Origin of the sequence: Pseudomonas sp. BIGb0164 (assembly GCF_024810135.1) — a bacterium.
Classification (GTDB): domain Bacteria; phylum Pseudomonadota; class Gammaproteobacteria; order Pseudomonadales; family Pseudomonadaceae; genus Aquipseudomonas.
Window position 1 is genome coordinate 29,617 of record NZ_JANUEA010000008.1, and the last position, 19,212, is coordinate 48,828.

Genomic DNA, 19,212 nt, shown 5'->3' on the forward strand with positions numbered 1-19,212 from the left:
CCTTGTCCGGACACTCGGCGATTGGGTGTGATTTTGAGTGTAGGAACAAATGTGAGAATTTTCCTGTTTAACCGGAAAACCTTTTTTGAAGAGGCGTAGGAAACGGGGACAAAGAAGGGGTGACAGGGTGCACTAAGTGCCCGGTCACTGGGGCGTTCGCGGGATCGGAAGTTGTCTTTCAAGCTCACGGTGAAATGGCGCGGTTCTCCCTGTTAGTTGCTTCCAGAGGCGGTGTTCAAACCGGTTCGACGACAGCGGGGGCGTGTGATCAGTGACGCCGGGCAATGTATCCAGCACAATTTTTTGTTCGCCCCTGAGCGTGCGGATTAATCTGCGGGTTTTCCCAATGGAGGGTGTGAGCATGATCGATCTGGCGACCCTGGCGGTGTTTTCCGGTGCAGTCTTGTTGCTGCTGTTATCGCCGGGGCCGAACATGGCTTTTGTGATCAGTCACGGTGTCTCCCACGGCTGGCGCGGTGGCATGGCCGCGACCCTGGGCATCAGCGTGGCCGACCTGCTGCTGACGGCGTTGACCGCCACGGGCGTGACGGCGCTGGTGGCCAGTTGGCCGCCGTCCTTTGATCTGATCCGGTATGCGGGGGTGGTCTACTTACTGTGGCTGGTGTTCAAGACCTTGCAGAAAAGCCCTGGGCTGGACACTGACGCGGTCAACCGTGTGCCACTTGGGCGGGTGTTTATGCACGCCACGCTCAACAGCTTGCTCAACCCGAAGGCGCTGTTGTTTTTCGTGGTGTTCCTGCCGCAATTCGTGCAACCGCAGGCGGGGCCCATTGCCCTGCAGTTGATGCTGCTCGGCGGGGTGTTGACGTTGATTGCTACGGTGTTTCATGGCCTGTTGGGCGTGTTCGGGGGCGCGTTGAGCCGGTTCTTTTCCAGCCGATCCCAAAGCGCCTGGCTGCAGAAATGGGGGCTGGCGACCGTACTGATGGTGCTCGCGGCGCGATTGGCCGTGATGTCCCGCCCGACCTGACCCCGCAAAACCCGAACGATGCGACATCCCTGTAGGAGCCGGCAAGCCGGCTCCTACAGGGTTTTGAGCTCCTACAGGTGTTGTCAGCCCAGGCGTGCCGCGGCCCGTGCGACGATTTCACCACGGGTCTTGCGCGATTCGGCGGTGCGTTTGCGTGCTTCTTCCAGCACATGCTTGGGCGCGGTCTCCGGGCTGCCCGAATCGAACGGTGGCGCCGGTGCGTATTCAATCTGCAATTGCACCAGTTGTGCGGCCGCTTCGCTGTAGAGCTCGGCCGCCAGGGTCAGGGCAAAATCGATCCCGGCCGTGATGCCGCCTCCGGTCAACAGGTTGCCGTCACGCACCACACGCGCCTGCACCGGGATCGCGCCGAGCGGGGCGAGCAGGTCGTGATAGGCCCAGTGAGTGGTGGCTTTGCGACCGCGCAGCAAGCCCGCTGCGCCCAGCACCAGCGAGCCGGTGCACACCGAGGTCACGTAGCGCGCGGTCTGTGCCTGGGCCTTGAGGAAGTCCAGGGTCTGCGGGTCTTCCATCAACGCACCCACGCCGGAACCCCCCGGTACGCAGATCACATCCAGGTTCGGGCACTCGGCATAGGTCATCGTCGGCGCGAACACCAACCCGGTGCTGGACGTGACCGGCGCCAAGTCCTTCCACACCAGGTGCAGCTTCACGTCGGGCAACGAGCCGAGTACGTCATACGGGCCGGTGAGGTCGAGTTGCTGGATACCGGGAAACAACAGAAAGCCGATCTGCAAGGTCATGAATGAAGCTCCGATAAAGGGGTGGACGGCTTCACTGTAGAGGCCTAGGCTTTGGCGAATACGCCATTGAGCCCACAAATCACGCCAATCATGCCGAGACTCATCCACGTACTCGCTTTCGACAATGCCCAGGTGCTCGACGTAACCGGGCCACTGCAAGTGTTCGCCTCCACCAATGACCTGGCGCGCCAGCGCGGTTTGCCGCTGCCCTACGCGGTGTCGGTGATCGCCGCTCAGTCGGAACCGGTGAAAACCTCGGCCGGGCTGGCCCTGGTGGCCGAGCCGCTGCCCGCCGTCGACCAGCCCTGTGACACCCTGGTGATCGCCGGTGGCTGGGGCGTGTACGGTGCCGCCGAAGACCCGGCCCTGGTCGACTGGGTACGCGAAAAGGCCCGGCATACCCGGCGCATGGCGTCGGTGTGCACCGGTGCGTTCCTGCTGGCGGCCAGTGGTTTGCTCGACGGTTGCCGCGTGGCCACCCACTGGACGCGCTGCGAAGAACTGGCGCGCAAGTTTCCGCTGCTGACGGTGGAGTCCAATCCAATCTTCATCCGGCAAGGCGCCATCTGGACGTCAGCCGGTGTCACCGCCGGCATCGACCTGTGCCTGGCGCTGGTAGAAGAAGACATGGGACGCGCCATCGCCCTGGAAGTGGCGCGGCACCTGGTGGTGTTTCTCAAGCGCCCGGGGGGCCAATCGCAATTCAGCGTGGCGCTGTCCCTGCAAAAGGGCGACAGCCGTTTTGCCCAGCTCCATGCCTGGATGGCGGAAAACCTCACCCTCGACCTCAACATCGCCACCCTGGCCGCCCAGGCAGGCATGAGTGAACGCAGCTTTGTGCGCCACTACCGCGCCGAGACCGGCCAGACCCCGGCACGGGCCGTCGAGCTGATCCGCGTGGAAACTGCGCGCCGGCAATTGGCGGACAGCAGCGCCTCGATCAAACGCATTGCCGTGCAATGCGGTTTCGGCTGTGAAGAGACCTTGCGCCGCAGCTTCCTGCGGGCTTTGTCGGTGACGCCCCAGGCTTACCGCGAACGTTTTTCGCCGGTGTCGTAGGCACGTAATGCCTGTAGCGCTTCAAGGGTGATCTGCGGTGCTTCCTGGAACACATTGTGGCCAACGCCGGCCAGCACCTGGCGGCGATAAAAACCGGTGAAGTGGTCCACGTCGTCATCCTCCACCGGCGCCGGGCCCACGCCATCGTCGGCGCCGCACAAGGAAATGCTCGGCACCGAGATCGGCGGTTTCAGCGCCAGGGCCTGTTCGATGGGCTCCAAGGCCGGATCGCCCGGGGCGTACATGAAACGATGACGGTACGAATGAATCACCACCTCGACAAAATCCGGGTTATCGAACGACGGCGCCGTCTTGGCATACAGCCCTGGCCCCTCGGCCCAGGTTGGCGACCACAGGCGCCACAACAGCTCGCATAACTCGCGGCGGTTGGCGGTCAAGCCGTCCACGCCACGCTGGGTATGAAAGTAGAACTGGTACCACAGCCGATGCTCCGTCTCCGGCGCCCTGGGCTTGAGTGATTTGGCGATGTCCTGGATGTTGTAGCCATCCCCGGTCACCAGCGCGCGCACCCGCTGCGGCCACAGCGCCGCGACGATGCACGCTGCACGCCCACCCCAGTCAAAGCCGACAAGGGTGGCCTGGGGGATCGACAGCGCATCCATGAAATCCAGCAGGTCGGTGCCCAGCGCCGCCTGTTGCCCGGAGCGCATCACCTGCTCACTGACAAACCGCGTCGGGCCATACCCGCGCAAGTACGGCACCAGAACCCGGTAACCGCGCTCGGCCAGCACCGGTGCAATCTCGTCATAGCCACGCGGGTCATAGGGGAAGCCATGCAGCAGGATCACCGGCTCGCCACTGGCGGGCCCGTGGGCCTCATACGCCACATTGAGCATCGGGGTGCGGACATAAAGTCGCGAAGCAGTTGGACTCATGGTGGGCTCTAACGCAGTAGCCGAAGGTGCACAGACTTTAGCCCAAACCGATGACGGCGCGTGGTGCGGTTTAAGGCAGGGGGGTTACTTGTCTAGGCCGAGGTCGGCACTTTCCAACACGTGTTTGAAGTGGTGCCGCCACAAATCCACCCCCAATTTTCCCGACCGATCCAGCGACGAGCCCACCGTCAAATCACTGATCAACGTCGGCTGCAACCCGGCATCAAACAACGCAAAACCCGCCGCCAGCACGCAGGTGTCGGTCTGGATGCCACACACCAATACCCGCTCCGGTGCCAGCGCCTTGAGGTAGGCGATCGTCTCGGGCGTGGGTGCATAGCCGTGCTTGATGAAGATGCGATCCGCCGCAATCAGGCTGTGGTCATCCGGCGCAGGCTGCCAGCCCAGTTGGCGGGCGAAGGGGGTGATGCTTTCGTCGTGGCGTTCCACGGTGGCCACCGACGGCAAGTGGCCGAGCAGGGCGTTGATGCCGTCGACCAGCCACGCCGGTGGGTTGAAGGACGGTTGCACGTCGATGATCAGCAGTACCTGGCGCATTGCAGCTCCTGAGGGCGGCCCGAGGGCTGCCCATTGTGCACACGCCGCTTCAGGGTTGCCAGGTGGTCTTCTCCCCGCTGAGTTTGCGGTCCAGGAAGGTCGCCGCGCTGATCAATGCCAAATGGCTCAAGGCCTGGGGCGTGTTGCCCAGGTGCCGGGCCTGACTGTCGAACTCTTCGGCGTACAAACCCAAGGGGTTGGCGTAGCGCAGCAACTGCTCGAACTCCAGGTGAGCTTTTTCCACTTGCCCGGCGCGGGCCAGGCATTCGACGTACCAGAACGAGCAGGCGGCGAATGCGCCTTCGGTGCCTTGCAGGCCGTCGATCTGGCTGTCGTCGTTGCGGTAGCGGTAGACCATGCCGTCGCGCACCAGGCTTTTCTGGATCGCCTCCAGTGTGCTCAACCACCGCGGGTCGGTGGCCGCGACAAAGCGCACCAGCGGCATCAGCAGCATCGAACCGTCGAGTGCCGTGCTGCCGATGTGCTGCACGAAGTGGCCGCGCTCTTCATTCCAGAAATTGCTCCAGATGTCGGCATAGATGGCTTGGCGTGTTTCATCCCAGCGGGCGAAAGGAGCGGGCAGCGAGCGTTTGGACGCCAGGCGGATCGCGCGGTCCAGCGCCACCCAGCACATCAGACGCGAGTGTAGGAAGTGATGCTGCTCGCCGCGCATTTCCCAGATGCCCACGTCCTGTGTGTTCCAGATTTCGCAGACCTGGTCGGCGACTTCCACCGTGTGTTTCCAGCCTTGGTGAGAGATGGCTTCGCCGTACTTGTTGACCAGGTACACCGCGTCCATCAGCTCGCCGTAGATATCCAGCTGGATCTGGTCGAACGCCTCATTGCCGATGCGCACCGGCTGGGCGCCACCGTGGCCGCTCAAGTGCGCAAGCGTGGCTTCGGGCAGTTCCTGGCGGCCGTCGATGCCGTAGAGGATATTGATTTTGGTCGGTTGGCCGCAGCAATCGCTGACCCGGCCCTTGAGCCAGCGCATATAGGCGTTGGCTTCCTCGACAAAGCCCAGGCGCATGAACGCATACACGGTGAACGAAGCGTCGCGGATCCAGGTGTAGCGGTAGTCCCAATTGCGCTCGCCGCCGGGCGCCTCGGGCAGGCCGAAGGTGGCAGCGGCGATGATTGCGCCGTGTTTGCGCGAGGTCAGCAGCTTGAGCGCCAGGGCCGAGCGGTTGACCATTTCACGCCAGCGCCCCCGGTAGTTGGATTGGGCGATCCAGCCGCGCCAGAATTTCAAGGTGTGCGCCAGGACGAGGTCGGTGCAGCGGCTGTCGACGCGTTCGTCGTCTTCACCGCCGAGCACAAACTCGGCGCCTTCGTCCTGAGCCAGGGTGAAGGTGGCGACGGCTGCAGCGTCTTTGATCTGCAACGGCTGGCTGCTGGCGAGGAGGAGGCCGGGTTGGCCGTCGGCGCTGAACAGCACCTTACCGTCCACGGCGCTGGCCCGGGTGGACGTGCGCGCATAGTCATGGCGCACGGCGCAGCGCAGGTGAATGGTTGCGTTGCCGCTGACCACCCGCACCCGCCGCACCAGCAGCGGCAGGTCGTCGATGTCTTCGCTGATCACCAGCAAGTCGGTGATTTCCACCACGGCTTCGTCGCTGAGCCAACGGGTTTGCAACACGTTGGTGTCGGGCAGGTAGATCTGCTCGCGGCGGGCGTTGGGCAGGTCAGGGGTGAGCTGGAAGGCACCGGCCTGGGGGGTGTCCAGCAGCGAACAGAAGATCGACGGGCTGTCGAATTCCGGCCAGCAGAAAAAGTCGATGCTGCCCTTGTCGTTGATCAGCGCCGCACTGCGCATGTCGCCGATGATGCCGTGGGCATCGATGGCACTCTGAGGTTCGTTGTTGAAATCAACCATTGCCACGGAACTCCGGATACAGGCTCATGCCGCCATCGATAAACAGGGTGCTGCCCACCACATAGTCGGAAGCATCGCTGGCCAGCCAGACCACCGCATTGGCGACGTCTTCCACATCACCCACACGACCGTAGGGGATCAGCTTGAGCAGTTCTTTTTCCGCTGCGCCTTCGGTGGCTGCGCGATTGATTGCGGTACGGATCGCCCCGGGCGCAATGCCGTTGATGCGGATGCGTTGTTCGCTGACTTCCTGGGCGAGGGTGCGCATCAACATTTCCACGCCGCCTTTGGACGCCGCGTAATTCACATGCCCGGCCCAGGGGATCACCTGGTGCACCGAACTCATGTGGATGATCTTGCCGGCCGCCCGCGACACACCGTCACGCACACCCTGGCGGTTGAAAATACGCACGGCGGCCCGCGCGCACAGGAACTGGCCGGTGAGGTTGACGCCGATCACGGTGTTCCAGTCGTCGAGCGTCATGTCGACCAGGTTGGCGTCTTTCTGCAGGCCGGAATTGGCCACCAGGATATCCAGGTGGCCGAAGGCATCGAGGGTTTGCGCGAACAGGCGTTCGACGTCGGCCTCTTTGGACACGTCGCCGCCAATGGCGATTGCACGCCCGCCGCTGGCGTTGATCTGCGCCGCCAGGGCTTCTGCCGGCGCCGCCTGGGAATTGTAATTGAGCACCACCGCCGCACCGGCTTCGGCCAGGGCCTTTGCCGCGCCTGCCCCAATGCCGGAGCTGGCGCCGGTGACCAGGGCCACTTGTTGCTGCAACGAAATCTGCATCGCCCACCCACCGTTTTATGAGAGTCCTCTCAGCTGACTGGTGCGGCGCTGTGGAAGTTCACCGGGGTTGGATGAAGACCGATTCATACCTGATGTGGCAACAGTGTTTGTCCATTCGGTCGGGTTTTACCGACGGTTTCAAGGCTTGATGACTCCGATCTGCTGCAAAAAGGTCAGGTTATCTTCCAGGTGCCAGTTCTCGGCAATCTTGCCGTCGGCGATGCGATAGATATCGGTCGCAATGAAGTTCACCGCCTGCCCCTGGCCCTGTACGCCGTTGAACGTGCCGGTGAAATGCCCGGTGAAGCGCAGGTGCGAAACGACCCGATCACCGCTGACAATCATTTGCTGCACCTCACATTCCAGGTCAGGCACCGCGCCATGAAAAGCCTTCGACGCCGCCAGTGGGCCTGCGAGGCCTTGAGGGCGGCCTGGCGGCAAGGCCCGGTCCATAAAATCGGCGGCCAACGCTTCACGCGCAAGTGCCGGGTCGCCGGATGACCAGAAGGTTGCGTAGCGGCGTGCTGCGAGGGTCTGCGCCTGGATGTGCGTGGGCTTGGCGCCTGGCTCGGCAATGAGAACCTTGGGTTTTAGCAGTGGCGGTTCCGCAGCCGTGACGAGCGGGCTCATGACAGCAGCAGCTAGCATTGCGACGGCCATTAGCGTACGCATCAGGCTTCTCCCGCGGTGAGTGTTGGGTAGTCGCTGTAACCCTTGGCGCTGCCGCCAAACAGTGTGGCGTGGTCGAGTGGGGCGAGGGGCAGGTCCTGGGCCAGGCGCAGTGGCAGGTCCGGGTTGGCCACAAAAGGCCGGCCGAACGCCACAAGGTCGGCGTAGCCGTGGCTGATGACCCACTCGGCACGTTGGACGTCGTAGTTGCCGGCGACGATGATCGGGTTGCTGAAGCGGGCACGTATCGCTTGGCGGAAGGCTTCGGTAAACACCGGCGCGTCATCCCAGTCGGCCTCTACCAGGTGCAGGTAGCCGATGCCTTTGCCTTGCAGATACTGAGCTGCCTCAAGAATGGTCGGCAGAATATCCGGGCAGGCCATGCCGCGCGCGGTCAGGAACGGCGCCAGGCGAATCGCGGTGCGCTCGGCGCCGATTTCCTGGCTGACTGCGTCGACCACTTCCTGCAAAAAACGCAGGCGGTTGGCGCGCGAGCCACCGTACTCATCGGTACGCGTGTTGGAGGTGGTGCGCAGGAACTGGTCGATCAGATAGCCGTTGGCCCCGTGAATCTCGACGCCATCAAAGCCCGCACGCATCGCGCGGCGCGCAGCTTGGCGGAAGTCCTCGACGATCTGCTGGATTTCGGCGTGGGTCAGTGCGCGAGGCGTCGGGCAATCGACCATGGCGCCCTGCCCGGTGGCGGGGTCGACTTTCCAGATTTGCCCTTCAAAGGGCTCGGCGGAAGGCGCCACCGGCAACTCGCCGTTGTGAAAATCGGGATGGGACAACCGCCCCACATGCCACAGTTGCAGGAAGATGCGTCCACCCTCGGCGTGCACCGCTTCGGTCACGCCCTGCCAGCCGTGTACCTGCGCTTCGCTGTGGATACCGGGGGTGAAAGAGTAGCCCTTGCCTTGAGGTGAAATCTGCGTGGCTTCGGTGACGATCAAGGCCGCCGAGGCTCGCTGTGCGTAGTACTGCGCGTTCAGGGCATTGGGGATATCGCCGGGTTGGCTGCTGCGTGCACGCGTCATGGGAGCCATGACCACGCGATGGCGCGCGCTGATTCCAGCGAAGGTGATCGGACTGAACAGCGTCGAGAGTGTCGTCATGGTGAAGATCTCCTGATGGTGAGGTGATTGCATGGAGCAAGTCTGCGGCAGGGGATCCAGATTGATAATTGAGCTACTGTTTGATGGATATTCAAAAAAATTGGAATAATCATGGACAACTTGGGTGACATCCGTTTGTTTGTCGAAGCCGCGCAGTTGGGCGGTCTCTCGCTCGCAGGCCGCAAGCTGGGGCTGTCGCCGGCCGCTGCCAGCGCGCGGTTGCACAAGCTTGAGTCCTCGTTGGCTACCCGCTTGTTCGAGCGCACCACGCGTCAACTGCGCCTCACCGATGAGGGCCGGCTTTATCTGGAACACTGCCGCCAAGCCCTGCAAGCGTTGGACGATGCCCGTGCGGCACTGTCGGCAGAAAAAAACGAGATTCGCGGCAAGATCCGTATTTCGGCCACTTCGGACTTTGGCCGTCATGTCCTCAACCCATGGCTGGACGAATTTACGGCCCGATACCCGCAGGTGGTGCCGGCGCTGCAGTTGTCCGATTCACTCTCGCACCTGATCGCCGACGACGTCGACCTGGTGATCCGATTCGGCGTGCCCCCGGACAGCTCGCTGATCGCCCGACCGCTGGCTGACAATCGCCGCGTGCTGTGCGCGGCGCCCGGTTACCTGGCCCGCAAGGGCACGCCGGACCATCCGCGACAATTGGCCGATTTCGATCATATCGTCGCGGGGCAGTCAGGCTGGTCGAATGAATGGCGCTTGCAGCGTGGCGTGGAGGAGGTGCTGTTCAAGGTACCGCTGGAGGCAGCCCGGGAAACCAACGACGGTGCTCTCGCTCGGCAATGGGCGGTGGACGGCCATGGCATTGTGCTGAAGTCAGTCTGGGACGTGGCGGCGGATCTCACTGCCGGGCGCCTGATACGGCTGATGCCCGAGTGGCAAACAGCTGAAGCGCCGGTGCATGCGCTTTACCCGCGCAGCCGTTATCTGGCGCCGAGGGTGAGAGCACTGTTGGATTTTTTGCGTGAACGGTTCGAGCAGGCTTCGGGACAGATGCCGTGTTAAGGCGGTGTGGCGGGGCGAGGGCCGATATTTTTTTGGGTAATCCATTAACCACAGACACGACGGGTAGCAATTGCTCCACTTAATAGGAAGCATTACTATTCACGCCCCCGCCTTCCCAGTGCACCCGCGATGATTCCTCAGCCGCCCCGCAGAACAGGCTTTTTCGAGCATTACGAAGAGTTGATCGGAACCTGGACGCGCCGCCTGAGAAACCGTCAGCAGGCCGAAGACCTGGCCCACGACACCTTTGTGCGGGTGCTCGAGTCGCGTTCGACCGAGGTTGAGCAACCGCGCGCCTATCTGCATCAGACGGCGCGCAATATCGCCGTTGACGCCTACCGCCGCGAAGACCGGCGCGAGACGCTGGCGCTGGAAGCCCTAGAGCAGAGTTCGCCTCACAGTGGCGACCCGGAGCATTTCATGCACGCGATCCAGTTGGCGGACTCCATCGAGCGGGCCTTGGCCGAGTTGCCGCTCAACTGCCGCAAGATCTTCATCTGGCAGAAAATCGAGGGCCTCACCCAGCAGGAAATCGCCGTGCGCCTGGGCCTGTCCAAGAACATGGTGGAAAAGTATATGATCCGCACCCTGCGGCATCTGCGTGACCGCCTGGACGCGATCGCCCCATGAACCCAGCTCGCCCTGAAACAGGACCTTCCATGATGGATAGCCGTGCCCGCGACGAAGCCGCGCAATGGTTTGTACGCCTGCAAGACGGCCCGTTGAGCGGTGAAGAGCGCCAACGGTTTGATGCCTGGCGTGCGGAGCAGCCCTCGCATCAATATGAATTCGATGTCTTGCAAGGGCTGTGGAGCGCCACCGATCTGCTGCCCAAGGCCCGGTTGCAAGCCCTGTGCGATGCGCCGGCCGAGCGCCCCAAACGCCGTGCCCTCCTGCGTTATGCAGTGGCTGCGAGCGTGGTGGCTGTCGCCCTGGGGCTGGGCCTGTTCAGCGGCCTGGATCACCCGAAACCCTACAGCGCCGAATTCAGCACCCGCCTGGGCGAGCACCGCCAGGTGGCGTTGCCCGACGGTTCGGTGATGGACCTCAACAGCCGCAGCGTGGTCGCCGTGCACTATGAAAAGGGCCGGCGCGGTGTGGAGCTCAAACAGGGCGAAGCGATGTTCAGCGTCGAACATGACACCAGTCGCCCCTTTATCGTGGCGGCCGGGGCAGGGCAGGTGACGGTCACCGGCACGCGGTTTGACGTGCGCCGTGATGACGACCAGACCCGCGTGGTGGTGGAGGCCGGCACGGTCAAGGTACAGGGGCGTTCTGCGGACCAGAGCGTGACGCTGACGGCAGGCCGGGGCACCCATATCGATGCACAAGGGCAAGTCGCCACAGCGTACGCCGTGAACGCTGACGAACTGACGGCCTGGCGCACGGGCAAATTGGTGTTCAACAACGCCAGCCTCGGTGAAGTGGCGCGGGAAGTGTCGCGCTATCGCGAGCAGCCATTGCGGGTCAGCACGGCCGCGGTGAGAGACCTGCGCTTGACCAGCGTGTTCAAGTCCAGTGACACCGACGCCTTGCTCAAAGCCTTGCCGCACATCCTGCCGGTGGCCTTGCGCACCTTGCCGGATGGCAGCCAGGAAATTATTTCACGCTGACGTTCAGGTTTTTTCCGAGTTCTTCGTCTTCTCCTGCAACTGCAACTGGTTTGCATTAACAGCCGCACACTCTTGCGATCACAGGACTAGGTTCGACGTGAAAAAACTCGCCGTGAAAAACAATAAAGTCTCCCGCTGGGCGCCCCTGGCCCTCGCACTGGCCGTCAGCGCCGCGCTGCCCGAAGCCTATGCCGATGACGGCATTCACATCCGCGCCCAACCTTTGGGCGCGGCGCTGAGCCAGCTGGGCCAGCAGACCTCCCTGCAAGTGTTCTTCAGCCCCGACATGGTTGCCGGCAAGCAGGCGCCTGCGGTCGACGGCAACCTCTCGCCTGAACAAGCCCTGCGCCAATTGCTGCAAGGCAGCGGCCTGGACTACCAGATTGATGCGGGCTCCGTGACCCTGCGCCCGCTGAGCAAGGGCACCGGTGAAGCTGGCTCGCCCCTGGAACTGGGCGTGACCGACATCAAGGTGGTCGGCGACTGGCTGGGTGACGCCAACGCCGAAGTGGTGCAGAACCACCCGGGCGCACGTACCGTGATCCGTCGCGAGGCGATGGTGGAGCAGGGCGCGATGAACGTCGGCGACGTGTTGCGCCGTGTGCCGGGTGTGCAGGTGCAAGAGTCCAACGGCACCGGTGGCAGCGATATTTCCCTCAACGTCGGTGTGCGTGGTCTTACGTCGCGCCTGTCACCACGTTCCACGGTGCTGATTGACGGCGTACCGGCCGCGTTTGCCCCCTATGGCCAGCCGCAACTGTCGATGGCGCCGATTTCCGCCGGCAACCTGGACAGCATCGACGTGGTGCGTGGCGCCGGCTCCGTGCGTTATGGGCCACAAAACGTCGGTGGCGTGATCAACTTCGTGACCCGCGCCATTCCCGAGAAATTCTCCGGCGACGTCGGCACCACCCTGCAAACCTCGGCCCACGGCGGCTGGAAGCACATCGAAAACGCCTTCGTCGGCGGTACGGCCGACAACGGTATTGGCGCGGCGTTGCTGTACTCCGGTGTGAAGGGCAACGGTTATCGCAGCAGCAACAACTCCAACGACATCGACGACGTGATCTTCAAGACCCACTGGGCCCCGACCGATCAAGACGATTTCTCGCTCAACTTCCACTACTACGACGCCAGCGCCGACATGCCCGGTGGCCTGACCCAGAAGCAGTTCGACGCCAACCCGTACCAATCGGTGCGTGACTGGGACAACTTCAGCGGGCGCCGCAAAGATATGTCCTTCAAGTACATCCGTCAGATCGACGACCGTACCCAGGCCGAAGTGCTGACCTACTACTCCGACAGTTTCCGTGGCAGCAACATCGCCAACCGCGACCTGAAAACCATCGGCTCCTACCCGCGCACCTACTACACCTTCGGCATCGAGCCGCGGGTGTCCCATGTGTTCGACGTGGGCCCCAGCACCCAGGAAGTCAGCCTGGGTTATCGCTACCTCAAGGAAGGCATGCACGAGCAGGCCAGCAGCCTGAACCTGGTCAACAATGTGCCCACGCCAGGCGGTCAGAGCGATGGCCATGTCTACCAGGACCGCACCGGTGGCACTGAAGCCAACGCCTTCTATATCGACAACAAGGTCGATATCGGCAAGTGGACCATCACCCCGGGTATTCGCTTCGAAGACATCCGCACCGAATGGCACGACCGCCCGGTGGTGGCCCTGAACGGCACCCGCACCCAGGAAAAACGCCGCGAGGTCCACAACAACGAACCGCTGCCGGCCCTGAGCGTGATGTACCACGTCTCCGATGCCTGGAAACTGTTTGCCAACTATGAAACCTCGTTTGGCAGCCTGCAGTATTTCCAGCTGGGGCAGGGCGGCACCGGCGACCAGACCGCCAACGGCCTGAACCCGGAGAAAGCCAAGACCTACGAGATCGGCACGCGCTACAACGACAGCGTCTGGGGCGGCGAAGTGACGCTGTTCTACATCGACTTCTCGGATGAACTGCAATACGTCAGCAACGACGTGGGCTGGACCAACCTGGGCGCCACCAAGCACCAGGGGATCGAGACCTCGGCCCACTATGACCTGTCGAACCTGGACCCACGCCTGGAGGGCCTGACCGCCAGCGCCGGTTTCACCTACACCAAGGCCACCTCCGAAGGTGACGTGCCGTTCAAGGGCCGCGACCTGCCGTTGTACTCCCGTGAAGTGGCGACCCTGGGCCTGCGTTACGACGTGAACCACTGGACCCACAACCTGGACGTCTTCGCCCAGTCCGGCCAACGTGCGCCCGGCACCGGTACCACCTACATCACCCAGGGCACTGCCGATGGCCAGTACGGCGATATCCCGGGTTATGTCTCGGTCAACGTGCGCAGCGGGTATGACTTTGGCGCGCAACTGTCGAACCTGAAACTGGGTGTGGGCGTGAAAAACGTCTTCGACCAGCAGCACTACACCCGTTCCAGCGACAACAACGCCGGGTTGTACCTGGGCGAGCCGCGCACGTTCTTCGTGCAGGCCAGCGTCGGGTTCTGACCTGCCGTCAACGTGAACAATCGCAGCCCCAGGGCTGCGATTTTTTTTGCCGGTTTTTTGTGTCTGGAACGGTTTATGCCCAATTGCCACATAGGTCACATCCGCCGGCTTGATCAAGCCGGGCGTTATTCAGATCTCGAGTCAGGGCCAACCAATGACGTCTACCTCGTTTCATTCTTCGCAGAGCATGCGGCACGAGCCTTTGCGCGGTGTGGGTGAAGCTGAACCGCCAGCGCCCGACGACAATGCAGTCGGGCTGGCATCGCCGATGCTGTCAGATGACCATGCCGCCCAAGTCCATCGAATGAGGACCTTCGTTGGCCAGCGCAAATTCCAGGCGCCTGTCGCCGATGACTTTTCCCGCGGCATGCTGGCCAGTGGGCAACCTCCAGCTCCCCGCAGTCAATCTTCGAAACGCACCGGCACTGCGCTGATCAACGGCCTGGTCGCCTGGTGGCACAAGCAGAAGGCGGACTGATCCTGCACTCACCGGGTTTTTACATGCTGAAATTGGTATTCGTGTGCGAACTGGAACTGCCGGGTTTATCCAGCCACATACTTGCAGCCGGCTGATGGGGTCAACGCGTTGAGCCTGGCCACTACGGTGGCATTCATCGAGCAAGTATGCATTTGAGACAAGTTGGAGAAACCGCATGACTATCGAGGGCGCATTACCTCACGCATGGCAGACGATCTTGGACGGATCGGCTGCACGGCCGGCCGCGCCTCCCCCCACGGCCCACTCGGACGCGTGGAGCGGGGCCCCGGGCACGGCCCAGGCTCAAGACCTTCCACAGGGGCCAGCGTCTCGCAGGCCTCTGTTGTTGCGTGGAGCGCTGTCGGGGTTACATCGGCGCGCGTTGCAAAACCCTCCTGCTGCGCGCACGACCTTTTCGCAACCCGGAGCAACATCGACGGACAGTCAATTGGCCGCAGCCCTTGAGAAAGGCTATGACATGTTGCACCCCTTCCTGAAGGACGGACGCTTGACCTGCTCGTCACTGCAGCTCCTCGCCGCCCAGCGCATGGGTGAAAGCGAGGCATTGGACCGGGTGATCCCGGTGGCCCGGGAAATACTCCAGCGCCCCCGGTTGAGTGATGCAATCCTGAGCAGCGAGGGTGACATCACCCGTGACAGCCTGCGGGCCGCCGCCAGCGCGTTGCCGGGTAACAGCTCTCCAAGTGTGTACAGCCAGGACCCGTTCCATGCCCAGGGCAATGCCCAAGTGGTCCAGGCGTTTCAAGGTCTGTTCGAGCAGTTGAGGGATAAGTCCAAGGACCGTAGCTATTTTTTCGAGCCCCACCAATTCGTGGAAATCGTCACGCTCAAGAGGGTCATGCAGGACCCTTACGACGTCGATCAAAGAGGCGAGGCCGTGCTGGACCCGTCTACTGGCATGCCCCGGCCGAAGTACAGTGAGTTGTGTGTCTACACCGCGAAGAACATCATCGAGCGCCCGGGGTTATTGCGTTCACTGGAGCGTGCCAATGGTGCTCGGCTGTTCGGCCCGCCCCACCAGGAAGGCTGGCTGAGCAACAAGAGCCTCGATCGCTGGTTGGAGCAGGATGAGGCTCACAAAGCGAGGTGACGGAGCCTACACCTTGAGGATCTTGCCACTGATCGCCACCGCTGCCAGCAACACTGCGATCAGCACAAAGGCCGTGCTCAGGCTGCTGCCATGGGCGATAAAGCCGATCACGGCGGGCCCGGCCAGGATGCCGGCATACCCCAGGGTCGTGATGGCCGGCACCGCGATATGCTCCGGCATGACCTTTTGTTTGCCCACTGCGGTGTACAGCACCGGTACGATGTTCGAGCAGCCGGCGCCCACCAGCGCGTAGCCCAGCAACGCGGCTTCCCAGGCGGGGGAAAGCGTAGCCAGTAGCATGCCCGCGGTGGCCAGTGCGCCACCGATCACGATCACGCGGGTGGCGCCCAGCCGGTGCACGATGGCATCGCCCATCAGGCGCCCGGCTGTCATGGTCAGGGCGAAGGCGGCATAGCCCAGGCCCGCATAAGCTTCATCCAGGCCACGTTCGGCACTGAGGAACACCGCGCTCCAGTCAAGGACGGCGCCTTCAGCCAGAAACACGATGAAGCACAGGCAGCCGATAAACAGCACCACGCCATGGGGAATCGCAAAGGCCGGTCCCGAGCTCTCACTGCCGTAGGGCAACAGGTGCGGCCCGGCCTTGAGCAAGGCCACCGCCATCACTGCGATCACTACAAGAGTTGCCTGCAAGGGGGAAAGGCCCAGCCCCAGCAACCCGGCCACTCCTGCCGCACCGACGATGCCACCCAGGCTGAACAGACCGTGAAAGCCCGACATCATGGTCTTGCCGCTGGCGCGCTCAACGATCACCGCTTGCAGGTTGACTGTGGAATCCACGGTGCCCAGGCCCGCGCCAAACAGGAACAAACCGGCCATCAGCCAGGGAACCGAACTGACGGTCGCCAACATCGGCAGCGCCACGCAGATCAGAATCGTTCCTGCGGTCAGCACGCGTCGGCAGCCGTAGCGCGAGGCCAAGGCACCCGCCACCGGCATGGCGATGATCGAACCCACCCCCAGGCATAACAGCAGGAGGCCCAGCGTGCCCTCGTTGAGTTGCGCGCGTGCCTTGGCATAGGGCACCAGTGGCGCCCACGCGGCGATACCGAAACCTGCGATAAAGAAAGCGATGCGGGTCGACATTTGTTCCAGCCGCCCGGGAACCACGGGCGCTGGGGTGGGGATGGCAGTCATGAAGAATCCTTGGTTTTGCGTTCAAAGAACGATGTCCGGCGCGACATCCTTGCACATCAGGCCGCATCGAGCGAGCCGGGTTCCCTGATGAGCAGGATCGACGTGACACTCATGAATATTATTTTTACAAACATGGAACGTGAGGCGCTCTGCCAACCACACAGGCTTTGTCAGACGTGGCCTGGAGGGGGCGTAATCTTTGTGAGCACTGATGAACCCCAGAGTTCTCGCAAGGGGGACCACCTTCCAGGCCACTTCTCGACTGAATTCAGCAGGTAGTTTCAACCGACGGTTTCCCACACAATCGCGTGGCTTATTTCTTTTTCAAAAGTCAGCGACTGCTGGGGAATCACGCTATGACCCACTTCTACGATGCCCGCGGCAATATCTATGGCGTGATCAGCCCGGCCCTATTAAGACGCCAAGGCATCAACATCCCTGATAGCGCCGCCGAAGCTGCGAATAGCCGCCAGGCGTGGGCGGCTTCAGCCATCGCAGCCGAATGTGGCTGGGGCTCAGTGCCACGCCCTGCGGATGCCAAGGCCCACCGATGCGATGGGCTATTGGTCGGGCCGTTCCAGGCCGAGGCACCGTTCGATGTGCTGATCGTCAACACCGACGGCTCCCTCGCCGAGCGCAGCGGCAATGGCCTGACCATCTTCGCCCAGGCCCTGACCGACCAGGGCTTGCTGAGCCAAGGGTGTGAGTTGCGGGTGCATCACGATAAAGCTGATGCGCAATCGCCGGTCATCACCCGGGTGGAGCCTGCGGTCTACGAGCACGTGACGGGGTTCTGGCTGGCACTGGGTTTGCCCGAGTTCGGGCCGCAGGCAGTCGGTGCCCGTGGCGTGGACAGCGTGAAAACAGCGAACCGTGAATTCAGCCAGGTGGCCTCACTGACGGCGCTTGAGCCGCAATGGTCGTGCAGCCAGTTCGTGCGTGTGGGCAACCCGCATTGCGTCACGTTGGTTCAAGACGCCGCGCTGCTGCCAGATAATGCCCGAATGCATCAACCTGCGTTGTTCGAACCCTTGAAAGCCATTGCATTCGCGCCACCGGCGGGCGGTGGCGTTCCGTGTGTCGCGGGGGTCAATTTGCAGTGGGCGGCCCGTGGACAGGGCAATCAGGTACTGGCGCGGGTATTCGAACGCGGGGAAGGGCCTACGGCATCCTCGGGGACCAGTGCCAGTGCCGTGGCCTGCGCGGCGTGGCGAGCGGGGTGGGTCGAGGGCGGTGAGGTCGCGGTGGTGATGCCGGGCGGTACGGCGCCTGTGCGATTGCTGACACAGGGCGACACCTTGTTGAGCGTCAGCCTGTTTGGCACGGCACGGCCACAAACCTGAAACAGCATCCAGGCGCGTTACAAAAACGTCACCTGCGCCGGCTGCCGCTTCATTAACACCTTGCCATGGCGGATCGAATACAGCGCCAGGCCCTGGCTGCGGATCACCTCATAGTCGCTGTCTGCCGACAGGATCAGCAGGTTCGCTGGGCGCCCCGGCTCAAGACCGTAACGGTCGCCCAAGGCCATGGCCTTTGCGCTGTTGTCGGTGACCAGGTCCAGGGCGCTTTGCAGGGTGCGATAGCCGAGCATGTGGCAGATGTGCAGACCGGCTTCAAGCACGCGCAGGATGTTGCCGTTGCCCAGCGGGTACCAAGGGTCGACGATGGAGTCCTGGCCGAAGCAGACGTTCATGCCCGCTTCCAGCAGTTCGTTGACGCGGGTGACGCCCCGGCGTTTCGGGAAACTGTCGAAGCGGCCCTGCAGGTGGATGCTTTCGGTGGGGCAGGAAACAAAGCTGATGCCCGAATGCCCCAGCAGGCGGAACAGCTTGGCGCAGTAGGCATTGTCGTAAGAGCCCATCGCGGTCGTATGGCTGGCGGTGACGCGCGCGCCCATGCCACGGCTGCGGGCCTCTTCGGCGAGCACTTCGAGAAAGCGCGAGTGTGGGTCGTCGGTTTCGTCGCAGTGCACATCCACCAGGCAACCGGTGCGCTCGGCCAAGTCCATCAGGAATTTCACCGAGCTTACGCCCTGGTCGCGGGTGTATTCAAAATGGGGGATGCCGCCGACCACATCGGCGCCCAGTCGGATGGCTTCCTCCATCAGTTCCCGGCCATTGCGGTAGGACTCGATGCCTTCCTGGGGGAAGGCGACAATTTGCAGGTCGATCAGGTGCGTGCTTTCTTCGCGCACTTCCAGCATGGCCTTGAGCGCGGTGAGGTCCGGGTCGGTCACATCGACGTGGGTGCGTACATGCTGGATACCGTGGGCCGCCAGGGCCTCGATGGTCTTCTTGGCGCGAGCCTTGGTGTCTGCCTGGGTGATGGTGGCTTTGCGCTCGCCCCAGCACTCGATGCCTTCGAACAGCGTGCCGCTCATGTTCCAGCGCGGCTCGCCAGCCGTGAGGGTGGCATCGAGGTGGATGTGGGGTTCGACGAAGGGCGGGATCACCAGGTTGCCGGCAGCGTCCAGGTCATCGCCCGCCAGTACGGGCGCCGTGGTTTGCGCGGTGATGCTGGCGATCCGGCCATGTTCCAGGTGCAGATCATGCAGGCCTTCACGGTGGCGCAGGCGGGCGTTGATGATGTGCATGGTCAAGTT

At 62.8% G+C, this 19,212-nt stretch carries 18 protein-coding genes; 9 read left to right on the forward strand and 9 right to left on the reverse strand.

The genetic code is table 11. From position 1 onward, the window contains the following. Positions 1–361 precede the first annotated feature (361 nt). On the forward strand, positions 362–991 hold the full coding sequence (locus M2394_RS20855) for a LysE family translocator (RefSeq protein WP_259174394.1): 630 nt from the start codon (positions 362–364) through the stop codon (positions 989–991). 83 nt (positions 992–1,074) lie between these two features. Here the strand turns inward: M2394_RS20855 and inhA are convergent, their stop codons facing one another. Further along, positions 1,075–1,755, reverse strand: a complete 681-nt coding sequence (gene inhA, locus M2394_RS20860; RefSeq protein WP_259174395.1) for an isonitrile hydratase — start codon at positions 1,753–1,755, stop codon at positions 1,075–1,077. A gap of 90 nt (positions 1,756–1,845) precedes the next feature. On the opposite strand from inhA, the gene M2394_RS20865 reads away from it, so the two are divergent. Further along, positions 1,846–2,814 (forward strand): GlxA family transcriptional regulator, encoded by a 969-nt coding sequence (locus tag M2394_RS20865; RefSeq protein ID WP_259174396.1) that lies wholly within the window; start codon positions 1,846–1,848, stop codon positions 2,812–2,814. Here M2394_RS20865 and M2394_RS20870 read toward each other — a convergent pair. The 6 genes from M2394_RS20870 to M2394_RS20895 all read right to left on the reverse strand — a co-directional run bounded on the left by M2394_RS20870 (position 2,784) and on the right by M2394_RS20895 (position 8,721). Beyond that, complete coding sequence (locus M2394_RS20870) at positions 2,784–3,710, reverse strand: alpha/beta fold hydrolase (RefSeq protein WP_259174398.1); 927 nt, start codon at positions 3,708–3,710, stop codon at positions 2,784–2,786. The genes M2394_RS20865 and M2394_RS20870 overlap by 31 nt on opposite strands. An 84-nt stretch (positions 3,711–3,794) precedes the next feature. After that, positions 3,795–4,268, reverse strand: a complete 474-nt coding sequence (locus M2394_RS20875) for a cysteine hydrolase family protein (RefSeq protein WP_259174399.1) — start codon at positions 4,266–4,268, stop codon at positions 3,795–3,797. A gap of 49 nt (positions 4,269–4,317) precedes the next feature. Continuing rightward, the gene (locus M2394_RS20880; RefSeq protein WP_259174400.1) at positions 4,318–6,144 is read right to left on the reverse strand and encodes a glycoside hydrolase family 15 protein; all 1,827 of its coding nucleotides are present in this window, start codon (positions 6,142–6,144) and stop codon (positions 4,318–4,320) included. Then, positions 6,137–6,937: a glucose 1-dehydrogenase gene (locus M2394_RS20885; RefSeq protein ID WP_178925877.1), complete on the reverse strand. Its 801-nt coding sequence runs from the start codon at positions 6,935–6,937 to the stop codon at positions 6,137–6,139. The genes M2394_RS20880 and M2394_RS20885 overlap by 8 nt, the downstream gene beginning before the upstream one ends. A 138-nt stretch (positions 6,938–7,075) precedes the next feature. Continuing rightward, a complete protein-coding gene (locus M2394_RS20890) occupies positions 7,076–7,597 on the reverse strand; it encodes an ester cyclase (protein WP_259174401.1) in 522 nt (173 codons plus the stop codon). 11 nt (positions 7,598–7,608) lie between these two features. Further along, positions 7,609–8,721 (reverse strand): alkene reductase, encoded by a 1,113-nt coding sequence (locus tag M2394_RS20895; protein ID WP_259174403.1) that lies wholly within the window; start codon positions 8,719–8,721, stop codon positions 7,609–7,611. A 111-nt stretch (positions 8,722–8,832) separates the two neighbouring features. Here M2394_RS20895 and M2394_RS20900 point away from each other — a divergent pair, with 111 nt between their 5' ends. From M2394_RS20900 to M2394_RS20925, 6 genes are all read left to right on the forward strand, one after another. After that, a complete protein-coding gene (locus M2394_RS20900) occupies positions 8,833–9,744 on the forward strand; it encodes a LysR family transcriptional regulator (protein WP_259174404.1) in 912 nt (303 codons plus the stop codon). Between the two features lie 129 nt (positions 9,745–9,873). Beyond that, a complete protein-coding gene (locus M2394_RS20905; protein WP_176999320.1) occupies positions 9,874–10,374 on the forward strand; it encodes a sigma-70 family RNA polymerase sigma factor in 501 nt (166 codons plus the stop codon). A 32-nt stretch (positions 10,375–10,406) separates the two neighbouring features. Beyond that, positions 10,407–11,357: a FecR family protein gene (locus tag M2394_RS20910; RefSeq protein ID WP_259174621.1), complete on the forward strand. Its 951-nt coding sequence runs from the start codon at positions 10,407–10,409 to the stop codon at positions 11,355–11,357. A 97-nt stretch (positions 11,358–11,454) separates the two neighbouring features. Further along, positions 11,455–13,860: a TonB-dependent receptor gene (locus M2394_RS20915; RefSeq protein ID WP_259174405.1), complete on the forward strand. Its 2,406-nt coding sequence runs from the start codon at positions 11,455–11,457 to the stop codon at positions 13,858–13,860. A 304-nt stretch (positions 13,861–14,164) separates the two neighbouring features. Next, positions 14,165–14,338, forward strand: a complete 174-nt coding sequence (locus tag M2394_RS20920) for a type III secretion effector protein (RefSeq protein ID WP_178924317.1) — start codon at positions 14,165–14,167, stop codon at positions 14,336–14,338. A gap of 478 nt (positions 14,339–14,816) precedes the next feature. After that, positions 14,817–15,449: a type III secretion effector protein gene (locus M2394_RS20925; protein WP_259174407.1), complete on the forward strand. Its 633-nt coding sequence runs from the start codon at positions 14,817–14,819 to the stop codon at positions 15,447–15,449. A 6-nt stretch (positions 15,450–15,455) separates the two neighbouring features. On the opposite strand, the gene M2394_RS20930 is transcribed toward M2394_RS20925, so the two are convergent. Beyond that, the gene (locus M2394_RS20930) at positions 15,456–16,607 is read right to left on the reverse strand and encodes an MFS transporter (protein WP_259174408.1); all 1,152 of its coding nucleotides are present in this window, start codon (positions 16,605–16,607) and stop codon (positions 15,456–15,458) included. A gap of 356 nt (positions 16,608–16,963) precedes the next feature. On the opposite strand from M2394_RS20930, the gene M2394_RS20935 reads away from it, so the two are divergent. Then, entirely contained in the window at positions 16,964–17,950 is a 987-nt protein-coding gene (locus M2394_RS20935) for a diaminopimelate epimerase (RefSeq protein WP_259174409.1), read from the forward strand. A 17-nt stretch (positions 17,951–17,967) separates the two neighbouring features. On the opposite strand, the gene codA is transcribed toward M2394_RS20935, so the two are convergent. Next, positions 17,968–19,203, reverse strand: coding sequence for a cytosine deaminase (codA, locus tag M2394_RS20940; RefSeq protein ID WP_259174411.1), 1,236 nt, complete (start codon positions 19,201–19,203; stop codon positions 17,968–17,970). Positions 19,204–19,212: the final 9 nt, after the last annotated feature.